At 67.1% G+C, this 14,689-nt stretch carries 16 protein-coding genes; 6 read left to right on the top strand and 10 right to left on the bottom strand.

What is annotated here, in order from left to right; all coding sequences use genetic code 11:
- The 5 genes from AADI75_RS11800 to AADI75_RS11780 form a co-directional block, all read right to left on the bottom strand.
- On the bottom strand, window positions 1–820 hold an 820-nt coding region (locus AADI75_RS11800), incomplete at its 3' end, for a ferredoxin--NADP reductase (RefSeq protein WP_341209218.1).
- A 102-nt stretch (window positions 821–922) separates the two neighbouring features.
- Window positions 923–1,354 carry a hypothetical protein gene (locus tag AADI75_RS11795; RefSeq protein ID WP_341209217.1) on the bottom strand — a complete coding sequence of 144 codons (432 nt, stop codon included), beginning with the start codon at window positions 1,352–1,354 and terminating at the stop codon, window positions 923–925.
- A gap of 86 nt (window positions 1,355–1,440) precedes the next feature.
- Window positions 1,441–1,989, bottom strand: coding sequence for a hypothetical protein (locus tag AADI75_RS11790; protein WP_341209216.1), 549 nt, complete (start codon window positions 1,987–1,989; stop codon window positions 1,441–1,443).
- A gap of 122 nt (window positions 1,990–2,111) precedes the next feature.
- Entirely contained in the window at window positions 2,112–3,530 is a 1,419-nt protein-coding gene (locus AADI75_RS11785) for a carboxylesterase family protein (RefSeq protein WP_341209215.1), read from the bottom strand.
- Between the two features lie 114 nt (window positions 3,531–3,644).
- Entirely contained in the window at window positions 3,645–4,466 is an 822-nt protein-coding gene (locus AADI75_RS11780; protein ID WP_341209214.1) for a formate/nitrite transporter family protein, read from the bottom strand.
- A gap of 157 nt (window positions 4,467–4,623) precedes the next feature.
- Here AADI75_RS11780 and AADI75_RS11775 point away from each other — a divergent pair, with 157 nt between their 5' ends.
- Complete coding sequence (locus AADI75_RS11775; protein WP_341209213.1) at window positions 4,624–5,424, top strand: NIPSNAP family protein; 801 nt, start codon at window positions 4,624–4,626, stop codon at window positions 5,422–5,424.
- Window positions 5,425–5,488: 64 nt separating this feature from the next.
- On the opposite strand, the gene AADI75_RS11770 is transcribed toward AADI75_RS11775, so the two are convergent.
- Window positions 5,489–5,629, bottom strand: a complete 141-nt coding sequence (locus tag AADI75_RS11770) for a hypothetical protein (RefSeq protein WP_341209212.1) — start codon at window positions 5,627–5,629, stop codon at window positions 5,489–5,491.
- Window positions 5,630–5,725: 96 nt separating this feature from the next.
- On the opposite strand from AADI75_RS11770, the gene ppk2 reads away from it, so the two are divergent.
- Window positions 5,726–6,484: a polyphosphate kinase 2 gene (gene ppk2, locus AADI75_RS11765; RefSeq protein WP_341209211.1), complete on the top strand. Its 759-nt coding sequence runs from the start codon at window positions 5,726–5,728 to the stop codon at window positions 6,482–6,484.
- Between the two features lie 26 nt (window positions 6,485–6,510).
- On the top strand, window positions 6,511–6,852 hold the full coding sequence (locus tag AADI75_RS11760) for a hypothetical protein (RefSeq protein ID WP_341209210.1): 342 nt from the start codon (window positions 6,511–6,513) through the stop codon (window positions 6,850–6,852).
- Here AADI75_RS11760 and AADI75_RS11755 read toward each other — a convergent pair.
- The 3 genes from AADI75_RS11755 to AADI75_RS11745 form a co-directional block, all read right to left on the bottom strand.
- Window positions 6,849–8,552 carry a cation acetate symporter gene (locus AADI75_RS11755; protein ID WP_341209209.1) on the bottom strand — a complete coding sequence of 568 codons (1,704 nt, stop codon included), beginning with the start codon at window positions 8,550–8,552 and terminating at the stop codon, window positions 6,849–6,851. The two genes, AADI75_RS11760 and AADI75_RS11755, sit on opposite strands and share 4 nt — an antisense overlap.
- Complete coding sequence (locus AADI75_RS11750; protein WP_341209208.1) at window positions 8,549–8,857, bottom strand: DUF485 domain-containing protein; 309 nt, start codon at window positions 8,855–8,857, stop codon at window positions 8,549–8,551. Before AADI75_RS11750 ends, AADI75_RS11755 begins: the two co-directional genes overlap by 4 nt.
- A gap of 69 nt (window positions 8,858–8,926) precedes the next feature.
- Window positions 8,927–9,883 carry a family 43 glycosylhydrolase gene (locus AADI75_RS11745; protein ID WP_341209207.1) on the bottom strand — a complete coding sequence of 319 codons (957 nt, stop codon included), beginning with the start codon at window positions 9,881–9,883 and terminating at the stop codon, window positions 8,927–8,929.
- A gap of 88 nt (window positions 9,884–9,971) precedes the next feature.
- On the opposite strand from AADI75_RS11745, the gene AADI75_RS11740 reads away from it, so the two are divergent.
- Both AADI75_RS11740 and AADI75_RS11735 read left to right on the top strand, forming a co-directional pair.
- Entirely contained in the window at window positions 9,972–11,111 is a 1,140-nt protein-coding gene (locus AADI75_RS11740) for a 1,4-beta-xylanase (protein WP_341209206.1), read from the top strand.
- A gap of 103 nt (window positions 11,112–11,214) precedes the next feature.
- Window positions 11,215–13,137, top strand: coding sequence for an EAL domain-containing protein (locus AADI75_RS11735; RefSeq protein WP_341209205.1), 1,923 nt, complete (start codon window positions 11,215–11,217; stop codon window positions 13,135–13,137).
- Between the two features lie 17 nt (window positions 13,138–13,154).
- Here AADI75_RS11735 and AADI75_RS11730 read toward each other — a convergent pair whose 3' ends face one another.
- On the bottom strand, window positions 13,155–14,033 hold the full coding sequence (locus AADI75_RS11730; protein WP_341209204.1) for a crotonase/enoyl-CoA hydratase family protein: 879 nt from the start codon (window positions 14,031–14,033) through the stop codon (window positions 13,155–13,157).
- A gap of 124 nt (window positions 14,034–14,157) precedes the next feature.
- Here AADI75_RS11730 and AADI75_RS11725 point away from each other — a divergent pair, with 124 nt between their 5' ends.
- A complete protein-coding gene (locus tag AADI75_RS11725) occupies window positions 14,158–14,625 on the top strand; it encodes a YaiI/YqxD family protein (protein WP_341209219.1) in 468 nt (155 codons plus the stop codon).
- Window positions 14,626–14,689 lie beyond the last annotated feature (64 nt).

The following is a 14,689-nucleotide window of genomic DNA, read 5'->3' as shown; positions in this document are numbered from 1 at the left end:
ACGCGCGCTCGATCACGAATTGCCCGGGGTTGGCGTTCGACCCTTCGGTCAGCCCGAGATGCTCCAGCATCGACGCGATCTCGCGGATCATCGCGGTCGAGCCGCACAGCATCACGCGGTCGTTCTCGGGGTCGAAGCGCGGCTCGCCGTCCAGCTCTTCGAACAGCCGCCCGCTCTCGATCAGCGCGGGGATGCGGCCGGTGGTGTGGAAATCCTCGCGCGTGACCGCGGGGACGTAATGGAAGCGGGTCGCCGCCTCGTCCGCCACCAGCGGATCGTCCGCCAGCCGCGCGCTGAGTTCGTCGTGGAACGCCAGATCGTTGACGCGGCGCACGCCGTGGACGACCACGACCTGGTCGAAGCGCTCATACACGTCCGGGTCGCGCGCGACGCTGAGGAACGGCGCAAGGCCGGTGCCGGTCGACAGCAGGAACAGCCGTTTGCCGCCGAGCAACGCGTCGAGCACCAACGTGCCGGTCGGCTTCTTGCCGAGATAGACCTGATCGCCAGGCTCCACCGCCTGCAACCGCTCGGTCAGCGGGCCGCCGGGCACCTTGATCGACAGGAACTCCAGTTCCTCCGCCCATGCCGGGCTGGCGATCGAATAGGCGCGCATCACCGGCTTGGCGGGCTTGTCATCGGTGCCGCCTTCCCCCGGCAGGCCGATCATGACGAACTCGCCGGACCGAAAGCGGAACGACGCGGGACGCTCGACCGCGAAGCTGAACAGATGCTCGTTCCAGTGGCGCACCCATTTCACCGCCACGCTGTTGAAGGCGGTCGATTCAGGGATAAGCACTGGCGCACGCAGGTCGGTCATCGGCGATCCGGTCTGATATGAGGATTTCTTGCGAATGGCGGGCATTATGGTGCGGCGCAGGAAGGGTCAACCATAGCTGGGCTTGGGCGCGGGCAAGGCATGTCAGTCGCGCTGGGTGAGCGGCGCCTGCACGAAGCGTAGCGCCACCCATTCGGCGGCCGTCGCGATCTGCTCGCTCACATCTGCGGCGGGGTTGTCCGCAACCAAGGTTGCGGCGATCCGACGCACGGCGCAACCGTCGCTGTCGAGACCCGCGGCGAACATCGCCAGCAACGTGGCCTCTGCCTCGGTGACATGCTCCGCACCCGGCATGCCGAAGCGCAGCCAGCGCAGCGCATGATGGTCAAGCAACGCCATCAGCCTGATGAAATCAGGCAGCGCCGCCATCACCCCGCGCCAGCCGAAACCAGGCGCCAGCGCCGCGCAAGGACACCGCCCGCTGCGCGCCGCGACGGTCCATTGTCGCATCGCGCCGGTGAGGAAGTGGAAATGCTCGTCGAGGTTCGGCGGCAGACGGTCGAGGAAACGGTACATGGATCACCTCGATTTGCGAATGACTCGCAGTATCCAAGGCAAGCTCGTTCGTCAACGTGCCGCACGTTATGTAGCGGCCGTCGCGATCAGGGAATGCTGATCGCCGTTTCGGTTACGACCGGATAGGAACTCAACGCCGCCTGACTAAGCTCGGCTGCCAAACGCTCGGCCTTGGCCGCACTCGGCTCGCCGGGACGCACCGTCACCGCGCTGCCATGCCACAGCAGCGCCGGATTGCCGCGCTTCCGGATGCGGATCTCGATCGTGGTGCGCTGCATCGCGACGAATGACGACTTGCCGGACGCGAGCGGGATGTTCACCCCCGATCCAAGCACCGCCGGCGCATCGCGGCGCGCGCGCGTCACCGAGGTGCCGACGTCGCTGCGGCTCGTGATCACCTCCGCCACATACGCGGCATGGTCGCGGTCGTTGAGGATCGTGAAGCCACGATCGCCCAGCTTCGCGGTCGCGGCGTCGCGGGCGCGCCGGTCGAAGGCGTCGTCGGGATCGGCCCCGTCGGGCGAGGTGATCGCGATCGTCCCCCCGGCGCGGGGCGGTGTGTCAGCGCTGGCGTGCGTGGTCGCCGCCATCAGCGCCGCGCCGCTCGCCAGCATCCCGATCGTGCCCAGGGCCATATGCCTTGTCCTCGCTTCGCAGCGGCATCAACCCCCGACGCCGGAAATCGGCCGATAGATTAGCGGCGCGCTTCCGCCCATCCGCTTTCGTTAACCTGCAACGCCGGGCCCGCGATCATCCCTTAGCGTTTGGGTGCCGGCGCGGCGTCGATCGCGGCGCCGAGCGGGTCCTTGACCGCCACCGCCTCTCCCTCGGCGGTGAAGTCGAGCAGTTCGTCCTTTTGCCGGTCGTAGCGCGGCCAGCGCGGCAGCCCTGCCCCGTTCGGGTCGCCGGTCTTCGCGAAATTTACGATATAGGCGCTGATGGTGCGCGCCGCCCGCCGATCGCGCGCCGTGGTCGCGCCGCCATATTTGATCGCGGCGGTGTCGAAGAAGAACGGAATGTCGGTGGCGTGGCCCGCCCCGGCCTTGCCGATCGATTCCGCGACGTAGGAGAAACGGTAGTGATACGCGGGCGCACCCGCCGCCGCGATCGCGCCGGCAAGCTGGCGCGCGCCCGCGACCATATAGCCGGTCGGCCCGCCGATGTCGTTGTCGGTCGCGCCGATCATGATCGGCACCTTGGGAAACGCGCCGCTGCGATAGGCGGCAGCCGCATCGACCGCGACGGCCCCGTCGGCATAGGGGCTGGCGAAGGTCTTCACCGCCGATGGCGGCGTGAACATCGCGGCCAGGTTCAGCCCGTCGACCACAGCCTCGGGCGTCAGCGCACGCAGCTTGGCAAGCGCAGCGGGATCGTCGCGCGCGATGCCTTTGCTTGCTGCGAAGTCGACGCCGATCTTCTCGGCGTCGGCCAGCCCATCGGTGCCGCGGCTTCCACCGTCGCCGCCCGACATCACGATCGCGCGCGCGAACAACCCTCTGGCGAGCGGCGAGGTGACCATCGTGTTGACCGACATGCCGCCCGCGCTTTCGCCGACGATCGTGACGTTCCTCGGATCGCCGCCGAACGCGGCGATATTGCGCTGTACCCACTGAAGTGCGGCAAGCTGGTCCATATAGCCGTAGTTGCCGAGCTTTCCGCGATCCGGATCCTGCGCGGTCAGTTGCGGGTGTGCGAAGGTGCCGAACCGCCCGAGCCGATAGTTGAAGCTGACGAACATCACCCCCTGCTTCGCGAGATTCTCGCCCGCATAGGTCGGCGGCGACGCACCGCCGTTCACGAATCCACCGCCATAAATCCACACGATCACCGGCAACTTCACCTTCGCCGCCGCGGGCTTCCACACGTTGACCGTCAGACAATCCTCGGATGGCGTGGTGCCGAGCGGCGCGGCATCGCTGGGGAACGGCAATTGCATGCAGTCGTGGCCGTAAGCGGTCGCCTGGCGAACGCCGCTCCACCGCGCGGCGGGTTGCGGTGCGCGCCAGCGCAACGGGCCGACCGGCGGCGCGGCGAAGGGAATACCCTTCCAGCTCGCGACGCCGTCGACGGTGCTGCCCGCGACCTTGCCGGACTCGGTCGCCACGGTCTGTCCTTGCGCGGCACCGGAGAGCACGACGCTGCCGATCGCCAACGCCACCGTCCCGAACTTCATCATCGGCTCTCCTGCTCTCCTCCGACGACGTTCGCCGCCGCCCGTCTCCCTTCCGTGATGGCAGCTTCGACCCGCCAGACAAAGACCTGATTCAACAGCGATTGCCGATCGAACGGCTTAACGTGATCGGATTTCGTTCTTGACCTGCGCATGCGCCAACAGCGCGAACAGCCCGGTGCCGCCGATGATGTTGCCGAGCAGCGCGGGCAGGACGAACCCGCCGAGCGCCCAGCCGACGCTCGCCTGCCCCGCCCACATCAGCAGAAATGCTTCCGACGCGCCTGCGACGACATGCGCGAACCCGCCGAGCGATATGGCATAGGTGACCGCGAAGACGATCCAGAAGTCGCCGCTGTTCACCGCCGAGCGAATCCACGCGATCGAGGCGATCAGGAAACCGGCCGGGATCGCCTGCATCAGCGTGTCGACGGGGGTGCGCTCCAGCAACTTTTCCGAAACCCCGATCATGCCCGCCAGCGTCTCCGCCGGTTGGAGGTGCGCGTGCACCGCCAGCGCGGTCGCGATCAGTGCGCCGAGCATGTTCGCGACGAAGATGACGCTCCACAGCCGCGCCAGCGCCAGAAGGTTGCGGCGAGACGGCGCGCGCACGACCGGCAGCACCGCCACTGCCGTATGCTCGGTGAACAATTGCAAGCGACCGAGGATGACGATCAGGAACCCGGCAGGGTAGCCGAGTGCGACGACCGCCTCTGCCCATCGCGCATCGGGCAGATAGTGATGCAGCGCCCCGCTGACCCACAGCGACGCCATGATCGCAATCCCCGCGGCGAAGCCGGACCAGAACAGCGACGCGGCCGGGCGCTCGAGTTCGTCCTCGCCCTGCTCGGCGACGGCGGCATGCACCACACGTGCCGCGGGGGCGCTGCGTTCTTCGGCCTCGGCCGCCTCGTCCGCCTTCTGTTCGTATCGATCCGACATCAACGTTTCCCCTCCCCGGCGCAACGCACGGCGGTCGCGGATCGCTCAACCGACGCTCGTGCGGATTGATCGACGTCGGCATGATAGCCGAAGGTCGCGGCTTGACCATGCCAGCGGCATCGGCATCGTGGCCCGCAACGACATGGCGAGGGTATCAATGGCTTATCCGATCGATCGACGCGCGCTGCTGGCGGGGGCCACGCTTGGCGGGATCACCGTTGCCGCCGCGAGCACGCAGGCGCAATCGCGCGTCGCAACGATGGCGCCGGAGATTTACGAACTACGTACCTATCACCTCGTCAATGGCCCAATGCGCGCGCGGCTCGACGCCTATCTGCGCGATGCGTTCATCCCCGCGGCGCAGCACGCCGGGTGCGGCCCGATCGGTGTCTTCACGGTCAGCATCGGACCGGCGAGCCCGAGCGTGCTTGTGCTGATCCCGCACCCCACGTTGGCCGACTTCGCCGCGCTGCCCGGCCGGCTGGCCGCCGACACGCGCCACGCGCAGGCCGGTGCCGCATTCCTCGATGCCACGCCGACCGCACCGGGGTTCGCCTCGCTCGACATCAAGCTGATGCGGGCCTTCCCGCATATGCCGCGCGTCGAGAAGCCAGCGAGCGGCGCCCGCATCTTCGAACTGCGCACCTATATTAGCCCAAGCGTCAAGGCCGGCGCGACCAAGATCGAGATGTTCGACACCGGCGGCGAGATCGACATCTTCCGTCGCACGGGCCTGACCCCGGTGTTCTTCGCGCAGGATCTGACGGGCGAGCGGTTGCCCAGTCTGACCTATATGCTGACCTTCCCCGACCTGGCGACCCGCGAACGCAATTGGGCGACGTTCGTCGCGGACCCGGCGTGGAAGAAGCTGATTGCGACGCCCGGGCTTACCGATCCCGACATCACCACCGGGATCGACAATCGCATCCTCAGCCCCACGGCTTATTCACAGATCTAAGCGGGCGTCGGATTGGCGAGGGTCGTGCTCCCGCACACGCAGGAGCACGAGGATCGTGACGACCTCAGCCGCGCGCCGGCGTCAGGCGCTGCGCCATCGCGCGTTCGACCGGGGTCAGCCCGGCGAGCGGATCGTCGTTCAGGCGGCGCTTGGGAGCGGGAGCTTGCTTGGCGGCGCCGAACAGGCTCAGGGTCGTGCGGGTCATGTCCATCCTCGGAGCGGGCGGCGCGACGTGCGCCGCCGATGGCATAGGAACCGGAATGTTCGGGCTTGGTTCCAAAGGCGCTGAAGGGAGCTGCTGATGGACAAGGACCGCTACGCGCACGATCTGGAGGAGGCGCAACTCGCGCTGGTCGAGGCGCAGCTCGCCGCGGTCGATGCGGGCGAGCGCGTCGTGATCGTCCTGGAAGGGCGGGACAGCGCGGGCAAGGACGGTGCGATCAAGCGGATCGTCGAACATCTGTCAGTTCGCTTCACGCGCGTCGTCGCGCTGCCCAAACCGTCCGATCGCGAGCGGACGCAATGGTATTTCCAGCGCTATGTCGCGCATCTGCCCGCCGCGGGCGAGATCGTGATCTTCAACCGTTCCTGGTACAATCGCGCCGGGGTCGAGGTCGTGATGGGCTTTTCGACCGGGGCGGAACAGGCCGAGTTCCTGCGTGACGCGCCCGATTTCGAGCGGATGCTGGTCGAAAGCGGCATCCGCCTCATCAAGCTGTGGCTCGACATCGACAAGGACGAGCAGGAGGAACGGCTGAAGGCGCGCCGCACCGATCCGCTGAAGCAGCTGAAGGTGTCCGACATGGACAAGGTCGCGCAGGCGCGGTGGGACGATTATTCGGCGGCGCGCGACACGATGCTGATGCGAACCCATACGCCAATCGCGCCCTGGTATTGCGTGCGGGCCGACCACAAGAAGCCGGCACGGATCGCGATCCTGCGCCATCTGGTCCATCGCATCGCCCCGGCGCGGATTTCGCAGGAAGTACCGGTCGCCGACCCCGACGTCCTGTTCGCGTTCGAGCAGGCGGCGCTGGAGGACGGACGGCTGGCGCGCTGACCCGATCCGCGATAGGTCCTGCGCGCATGGGCATCCTGTGCGTCCTCGGGTTTCATCGCTGGACCGGCAAGCCGACCGCACGCGTCGGCACGACCGTGTATCGCTGCGCTGTGTGCGGATCGCGGCTGGTGATGCACGGCAACCGCACCCGGTGGCGCAAGCGGAGCTGGATCGCGGCAGCGCTGCTGGTGTCGGGGGCGATCTGGTTCGTCAGCTACAATCTGGTCGTCCACGGCCGTACGCGCGTGCTGCACACCGCGTCCGCGGCGGCGCGCAAGGCGGAGGTCGCCGCGTCGCGCGGGCGCGCCGCAATCCACCGCGCGCAGGGCGACAGCGGCGCGTATGTGGACGGCGACGACCCGCGCTAGTGCGAGGACGCCGCCGCTGCGCCGATGCCGGTTTCCGCGCGAACCTGTTGCGCGGCGAACCCGCCACGATCGACGGCCGCGCGCCCGCTGCGGTCGAGCAGCGACACCAGCCAGATCGTGACGAACGCGAGCGGCATCGAGAAGATCGCCGGTGAGGAATACGGGAAGATCGCGGCGGGATAGCCGAGGATCTTCTCCCAAACCGCGGGCGACAGTACCGTCAGCCCTACCGCCAGCACCAGCCCGAGCGTTCCGCCCGCGACGACGCCGCGCGTCGTGCAACCCTTCCAGAACAGCGACAGCAACAGCACCGGGAAATTGCCCGACGCCGCCACCGCAAAGGCGAGGCTGACCATGAACGCGACGTTCTGCTTCTCGAAGATGATGCCGAGCAGGATGGCGATCACCGCGAGCACCAGCACCGTCCGTCGTGACACGCGCAACTCGGTGGCGGGGTCGGCCGCCCCCTTGCGCAGCACCGTCGCGTACAGATCATGGCTGACCGCCGACGCGCCCGACAGCGTCAGCCCGGCCACCACCGCCAGGATCGTCGCGAAGGCGACCGCCGAGATGAAACCGAGGAACAGGTTGCCGCCGACCGCATGCGCCAGATGGATCGCGGCCATGTTGCCGCCACCGAGCAGCGCGCCGGCCGGATCGAGATAGCGCGGCGCGGTGGCGACCAGCACGATCGCGCCGAAGCCGATGATGAAGGTCAGCAGGTAGAAATAGCCGATCCACCCCGTCGCCCACAGTACCGACTTCCGCGCCGCCTGCGCATCGGGCACCGTGAAGAAACGCATCAGGATATGCGGCAGCCCGGCGGTCCCGAACATCAGCGCGAGCCCGAACGACACCGCGGAGACCGGGTCCTTGATGAAATTGCCCGGCCCCATGATCGACCGGCCCTTGCTCGCCGCCGCCGCCGGATCGGCCCCGGCCGCGGCGGCAAGCCCGGTCTTCACCTGAACCGCGCGCGCGAACAGCGCCTCGAACGAAAAACCGAACTGCCACAGCACCGCCAGCGCCATGAAGGTGGCGCTCCCCAGCAGCAGCACTGCCTTGACGATCTGCACCCAGGTCGTCGCGGTCATGCCCCCGAACAGCACATAAAGCGTCATCAGCACGCCAACGATCACCACCGCATATTCGTAGCGCAGCCCGAACAGCAATTTGATGAGCTGCCCCGCACCCACCATCTGCGCGATCAGGTAGAACAGCACCACGGTCAGCGTGCTGATCGCCGCGAAGCTGCGTACCGGCGTCTGCGCGAAGCGGAAGCTGGCGACGTCGGCGAAGGTATAGCGGCCGAGATTGCGCAACCGTTCGGCCATAAGGAACAGGATGATCGGCCAACCGACGAGGAAGCCGATCGAATAGATCAGCCCGTCATAGCCGTCCGCGAAGATCTGCGCCGAGATCCCGAGAAACGACGCCGCCGACATGAAGTCGCCCGCGATCGCCAGTCCGTTCTGAAAGCCGGTGATCCCGCCGCCCGCCGTGTAGAAGTCACCGACCGTTAGGGTGCGTCGCGCCGCCCAGCGCGTAATGCCGAGCGTTAGCAGCGCAAAGGCCGCGAACATCAGGATCGCGGTCCAGTTGGTCGGTTGCTGCACGCTCTGCCCCGCCAGCGCATCGGCGAAGGCCGGCGCAGGCAACAACGTGGCCACGGTTGCGAACGGGATCGCGCCGCGCCTCATGCGCCGCGCTCCCGGCGTAGTGCCTCTACTAGCGGATCGAAGTCGCGCGCGGCGCGACGGACGTAGATACCGGTCAGGACGATCGCGAGCACGATCACGACAAAGCCCGCGACGATCCCGATCGAGGTGACGCCGGTGCCGATCGGCCGCGCCATGAACGCCTTGTCGAACGCGATCAGCAGGATGAAGCCGAGATAGGCGACCAGCATCACTGCGGTCAGCGCCCAGGTGAACCGCCCCCGCCGCCGTACCAGTTCGCGATATCGCGGATCCGCCGCTACCCGCGCCGCCAGTGCCTCGTCCATCCCCGCCCCCGTCCGCTTGTTGCCGCTACCATGCAGCAATGCAGACCGGGCGCAAGAGCATGATCGCGCTCAGGGAAGCGTCGGTGCGGCGCGCCCGTCCGTCATGCGTACCGGAAGAATGTGCCCGTCTTTCGCGTAACGCAGCCGATCGAGCGCGACCTGACGCTCCCCCGCGAACGGTGCGGGGCTGCGCGGGTTTTCCCAGCGGTGATAGACGATCAGCCACGTGCCGGCGGGAGTCTCGACGAAGCTGTGATGCCCCGGCCCCTTATGGGTACCATCGCTGGTCAGGATCGCACCGCGGTAACGCCACGGCCCGATCGGAGACGGCGCGGTCGCGTAATGGACCGAATAGTCGGCGGCGTTGAAGCGCCCGTGGCTGTACGACAGATAATAGATACCGCCGCGTTCGTGCATGAACGCGCCTTCGGTAAACTGAGGCGGAGTCGCCACCGGCACCTCGCGCGCGATGCTGACCATATCGGAGTTAAGCTCCCACACCCGCAGCTTCGCGCCCGCGCTGCCGCCGGCGTAGAGGTACGCCTTGCCACTCTTCGGATCGACGAACGCCATCGGATCGATCGCCTCGAACCCCTGCCCGCCGGTCACCAGCGGACGGCCGCTGTCGCGATAGGGTCCGCCGGGCCGATCGGCGACCGCGACGCCGATCCGGCTGGGCGTCGGGTTCTGCGGGCCGACCGAATAATAGAGGTACCATCTGCCATCGCGCGTCGCGACGCCGGGCGCCCACAGGAAATGCTCGCGCGCACCGTCGGCATCGATCCACGCGATCTGGTCGCGGCGGATCAGCTCGCCGCGTGGTTGCCATGTCTTCAGGTCGCGCGATGAAAAGGCCCCGAACCGGTCCGCCGCCCAGCTACCGCCCGGCCCGCCGGTCGGGAACACCCACAATTCACCATCGATCATCGTGGCATGCGGGTCGGCACCCTGAAATTGCGGATTGTCGGCGTGCGCCGGCGCAGTGGCGAGCAACAGGGCGGCGGCAAGGATCTGGCGAAAGCTCATTCGCAAATCATAGGATAATTTCTCGCTTTTGCCGATAGTTGAGTTGTATGCCCCGCGTGGGACCTTCGATAAGAGAGGAGAGGAAGCGATGAACAGGCGGCTCGTGACAATGCTGCTCGGCGTCGCAGCAATCAGCGTCGCCCTGCCGGCCGACGCGCGTGCGCGATGGAGCGAGGCGCAGGCCAAGGCATGGTACCACGCGCAACCGTGGCTGGTCGGCGCGAATTACACGCCGGCCTCGGCGATCAACCAGTTGGAGATGTGGCAGCCCGAAACCTGGGATCCGCAGCGGATCGACCGCGAGCTGGGCTGGGCGCAGGGCATCGGCATGAACACGATGCGCGTCTTTCTCCACGATCAATTGTGGCAGCAGGACCCGGCCGGCTTCCGGCAGCGGATCGACGAATTCCTGACGATCGCGGCGCGCCATAAGATCAAGCCGTTGTTCGTGCTGTTCGACAGCTGCTGGGATCCCGACCCGAAGCTGGGGCCGCAGCATCCGCCGATCCCCGGCGTCCACAATTCGGGCTGGGTGCAGGGCCCGGGCATGGCGGGCCTGCGCGACAAGCGCCGCTATCCGGCCTACAAAGCCTATGTGCAGGGCGTGATCGGCGCGTTCCGCAACGACCCGCGCGTATTGGGCTGGGACGTCTGGAACGAGCCCGACAACGGCGCCGACCAGTACAAGGGGCAGGAGGGCAAGGAGCCGCTGGTCCGTGCGCTGCTGGCGCAGGTGTTCGTCTGGGCGCGCGACGCCGATCCGTCGCAGCCGCTCACCTCGGGCGTATGGCAGCACGACGACTGGAGCGCGCGCGGCGGAAAGCTGACCGCGATGGAGACCTTGCAGCTCGGCCAGTCGGACGTAATCTCGTTCCACGACTATAGCTGGCCCGAGACGTTCGAGGCGCGGGTCAAGCAGTTGCTGCCTTATGGTCGCCCGATCCTGTGCACCGAATATATGGCCCGCGGTAACGGATCGACGTTCGACGGATCGTTGCCGATCGGCAAACGCTATGACGTGGCGATGATCAACTGGGGCTTCGTCGACGGCAAGACGCAGACGCGGTTGCCTTGGGACAGCTGGAAAAAGCCCTATGTACTGGAAGAGCCGGTGATCTGGTTCCACGAGGTCTTCCGTGGCGACGGGACGCCCTATCGGTCCGCGGAGACCGACCTGATACGGCGCTTGAGCGCCGCGCCGCGTGAAACGGGGCGGGTGGCGCCTTAAACTCTGAAAAACGACCGAAACCGTAAGGAAAATAGCCGATCGCCCTTACCTGTCTTGTGACATATTGACCGGAATCAGATAATTGCCGGCTCATGGATATGTCATGGCGCGCCTGATCGCACGGCTGCGGGAGCTACGGCATTCCGATCATCGTATCACGCCGCAGGTGCGTGCGGCGCTGGTCGAATCGCTGTATGCCTCCACGCAGTCGCTGGTGATCGGCGCGGCCACCAGCACGTTGATCGCCGCGGTGGTCGCCTGGACCACGCGCGATGCGTGGCTGGCGGCGGCCGCAACGACGATCGGGCTGATCGGCGTCCTGCGGATCGTGGACGTGATGCGTCCACTCCGCGCCGGCGCCGATCTCAATGCCGCTACGGTGCGGCATGAGATCGGCTACCGGGTCGGTGCGCTGGCCTATTCGGGGATGCTCGGGCTGTTCGGGTTCCTGGCCTTGACGCGCAGCGACGACGGGGTGGTGCAGTTGCTCGCGGTCACTACCGCGATCGGCTATGCCGCGGGAATTGCGGGGCGCAACGCCGGACGGCCGCGGATCGCGCTCGCCCAGCTTTGCCTCGCCTCGCTGCCGCTGTCCGCGGGGCTGCTGGTCGGGTTGGAGCCGCTCAAGCTGGTGCTGTCGGTGGTCATCGTGCTGTTCGTCGCGGCGATGATGGACATTACGTTGCAGACCTATGCCGCGCTGCTGAAGGCGACGATCGTCAGCCATGAGAATGCCGCGCAGGCGCGACGCGACGACCTGACCGGCATTGCGAACCGCACTGCGTTCCGCGAACAGTTCGAGGATAGTCTGCGGACGCTCCCCGATCGCGGCGGCAAGCTGGCGCTCTATTGGCTCGATCTCGACCGGTTCAAGGAAATCAACGACACGTTCGGGCATCTGGCCGGCAATGCGCTGCTGGCTGCGGTCGCCGGTCGGCTGCGCGCGCATTTCGATCAGGACAGCGTCGTCGCGCGACTGGGCGGTGACGAGTTCGCGATCCTCTGCCCGATCACCGATCGACAGGACGCCGCGACGATCGGGGCGGCGATCCTCGCGCTCGTTCGCCGCCCGGTCGCGCACGACGGGCACAGCCTGCGCACCAGCGTGTCGATCGGCGTCGCGATCGCGCCGGAAAACGGGCGGGAAGCCGATACGCTGCTCAAGAACGCCGATCTCGCGCTATACCGCGCCAAGGAAAGCGGGCGCGGGCAATTGTATTTCTACGAGCCGGTGATGGACGAGAAGATCGAGCGCCGGCGACAGCTCGACTACGAACTGCACGGCGCCCTGGAACGCGGGGAATTCCACCTGCTGTTTCAACCGATCTTCGATCTGGCCGCGACGCGAATTCTGTCGTGCGAAGTGCTGCTACGCTGGACCAACCGCCACCACGGCATCGTCTCGCCCGTCGAATTCATCCCCATCGCCGAAGACAACGGCCTGATCGATGCGATCGGCCATTGGGTACTCTACCAGGCGTGCGACGTCGCGCGTGGCTGGCCCGCCGACATTTCGATCGCGGTGAACCTGTCGCCGATCCAGTTGCGCGCGACACGCCTGCCGACAGTGGTACTCGACGCGCTGAACAGCAGCGGACTGCCGCCCGAACGGCTCAACCTTGAGGTGACGGAAACGGTGCTGCTCGAGGATGTCGAGACATCGCTCGCCGCGCTGGAGGCGCTGAACCGGCTGCGGGTGCGCACCACACTCGACGATTTCGGCACCGGCTATTCCTCGCTGAGCTATCTCACGCGCTTCCCGTTCCAGACGCTCAAGATCGACCGGTCGTTCGTCACCGATCTGGAACGCAGCCCGGCTTCGATCGCGATCGTCCAGACGATCGTCGACCTGGGTGCGCAATTGGGGATGCGGACGATCGCCGAGGGCGTCGAGACGCAGGCGCAACTCGACCAGCTACGCCGCACGCGCTGCGATGCGGTGCAAGGCTATCTGCTCGGACGCCCGATGCCGGCCGCGATGGTTTCCGCCATGCTGACCGGCACCGGGGGCGAAGCGACCGGCTGACGCTTAGCCGGTCGTGATCACCGCGCTTTCTCCAGCAGCCGCTCTTGCGCGCTCACCAGCCGGCGCATCAGCTTCAGCTCCCCCTCTCCCAGTCGCAGCGCCGCATCGGCCCATAGCTCGACCACCGCCTCCAGCTCGCCGAGCGTCAGCGGGTTCACCGCGCGTGACGCCTCGTAGATCGCGGCATGGGCGCTGTGGCGACGCCGGTTGGCGCGGATATAATCCTCCACCACCTTTCGCCCGGTGCCCGGCTCGGCCAGCGCGTGGACGAGCCCCATCTCGTACAATTCCTCGGCCCGGTAGGTGCGCCCGCTCAGGATCATCTGCTCGGCGCGCGCCGCGCCCAGCCGCCGCGACAAGAAGCAATGCGCACCCATGCCGGGGAACAGCCCGAACAGCGTTTCGGGCAGGCCGAACCCCGCACCGCGTTCCGCGACGACGACGTTGAACGACATCAGCGCCTCGAACCCGCCGCCCAGCGCATCACCCTCGACCAGCCCGATCGTGACGATCGACCGCCCCAGCCCAAGCATGTTGCGGTGGAGGATTCGCACGCACGCCTTGCCGTAACGGACCAGCGCCGCACGGTCGCGCGCGCGGATCAGTTTCGCGAAGAGGTCGAGATCGCCGCCCAGCGAAAACACCCCCGGAAAGCGCGAGCCGAGCACCAGATAGCGGATCGGCATCGCGCCGCTGCCGTGCGCGATCTCGATGTCCTCCTGCCATTGCATGAAGTCGTGGAGCAACGCAGGGTTGAAGCTGGGACGTACGCGCGGGCGCATATAGGTCCAAAGCGTCTCGAGCGTCGGGTCGAACACCGCCTCCAGCTGGTCCAAGGCAAACAGGGCGCGCGCGTCAGATGTTGCCGCGGCAATCGTGGCTTGATGGATGGTCATTGCGACTTCCTCTTTCCTGACAGCGGCTTGCTGTCGGTTGAGGATAACTCACCAGCGCCTGGCTGTCGGTGGCGAAGCGCTGCTGGTGGCCGCAGCCCAGGCATGGCATGGCGCAGTCATGACGCTGCGCATCCTCGTCGACGCCGACGCCTGTCCGGTGAAGGAGGAGATCTACCGGGTCGCCTATCGCACGGCGGTGCCGGTCGTGATCGTCAGCAACGCGCATCTGCGCGTCCCCGCGCATCCGCTGCTGTCCCGCGTGGTGGTCGACGATGGGTTCGACGCCGCCGACGACTGGATCGCGGCGCAGGTCGACGCCGCGGCGCTGGTGGTCACCGCCGACATCCTGCTCGCCGATCGCTGCCTGAAGGCCGGCGCGGGCGCGGTGATCGCGCCGACCGGCCGCCCGTTCACGACCGCCTCGATCGGCAATGCGGTGGCGGTGCGTGCGATCATGAGCGATCTGCGTGCCGGCGGCGACCGCATCGGCGGTCCGGCACCGTTCGGCAAGGAAGACCGCTCGCGCTTCCTCTCGGCGCTGGATGCGGCGATCGTCAGGCTGCGGCGAGGCAGCGTTACGCCACACGGCTGATGTCGCGGTGAAAGGGTTGCGTCACCGCACCCTTTCACCGCGTGGTGGCTGCGCCCATATTGCG

It is taken from the genome of uncultured Sphingomonas sp. (assembly GCF_964021865.1).
GTDB lineage: Bacteria > Pseudomonadota > Alphaproteobacteria > Sphingomonadales > Sphingomonadaceae > Sphingomonas.
Note: the sequence above shows the minus strand (reverse complement) of the source record. Positions and strands in the feature narration are given on the sequence as shown.

Bases quoted from the DNA above. Each gene is read 5' to 3' on its own strand.
- AADI75_RS11770 (WP_341209212.1), bottom strand. From the start codon at position 5,629: ATGACCCGCACGACCCTGAGCCTGTTCGGCGCCGCCAAGCAAGCTCCC.
- AADI75_RS11740 (WP_341209206.1), top strand. From the start codon at position 9,972: ATGAACAGGCGGCTCGTGACAATGCTGCTCGGCGTCGCAGCAATCAGC.
- AADI75_RS11790 (WP_341209216.1), bottom strand. From the start codon at position 1,989: ATGGCCCTGGGCACGATCGGGATGCTGGCGAGCGGCGCGGCGCTGATG.
- AADI75_RS11750 (WP_341209208.1), bottom strand. From the start codon at position 8,857: ATGGACGAGGCACTGGCGGCGCGGGTAGCGGCGGATCCGCGATATCGC.
- AADI75_RS11730 (WP_341209204.1), bottom strand. From the start codon at position 14,033: ATGACCATCCATCAAGCCACGATTGCCGCGGCAACATCTGACGCGCGC.
- AADI75_RS11755 (WP_341209209.1), bottom strand. From the start codon at position 8,552: ATGAGGCGCGGCGCGATCCCGTTCGCAACCGTGGCCACGTTGTTGCCT.
- ppk2 (WP_341209211.1), top strand. From the start codon at position 5,726: ATGGACAAGGACCGCTACGCGCACGATCTGGAGGAGGCGCAACTCGCG.
- AADI75_RS11780 (WP_341209214.1), bottom strand. From the start codon at position 4,466: ATGTCGGATCGATACGAACAGAAGGCGGACGAGGCGGCCGAGGCCGAA.
- AADI75_RS11775 (WP_341209213.1), top strand. From the start codon at position 4,624: ATGGCTTATCCGATCGATCGACGCGCGCTGCTGGCGGGGGCCACGCTT.
- AADI75_RS11745 (WP_341209207.1), bottom strand. From the start codon at position 9,883: ATGAGCTTTCGCCAGATCCTTGCCGCCGCCCTGTTGCTCGCCACTGCG.
- AADI75_RS11785 (WP_341209215.1), bottom strand. From the start codon at position 3,530: ATGATGAAGTTCGGGACGGTGGCGTTGGCGATCGGCAGCGTCGTGCTC.
- AADI75_RS11795 (WP_341209217.1), bottom strand. From the start codon at position 1,354: ATGTACCGTTTCCTCGACCGTCTGCCGCCGAACCTCGACGAGCATTTC.
- AADI75_RS11735 (WP_341209205.1), top strand. From the start codon at position 11,215: ATGGCGCGCCTGATCGCACGGCTGCGGGAGCTACGGCATTCCGATCAT.
- AADI75_RS11760 (WP_341209210.1), top strand. From the start codon at position 6,511: ATGGGCATCCTGTGCGTCCTCGGGTTTCATCGCTGGACCGGCAAGCCG.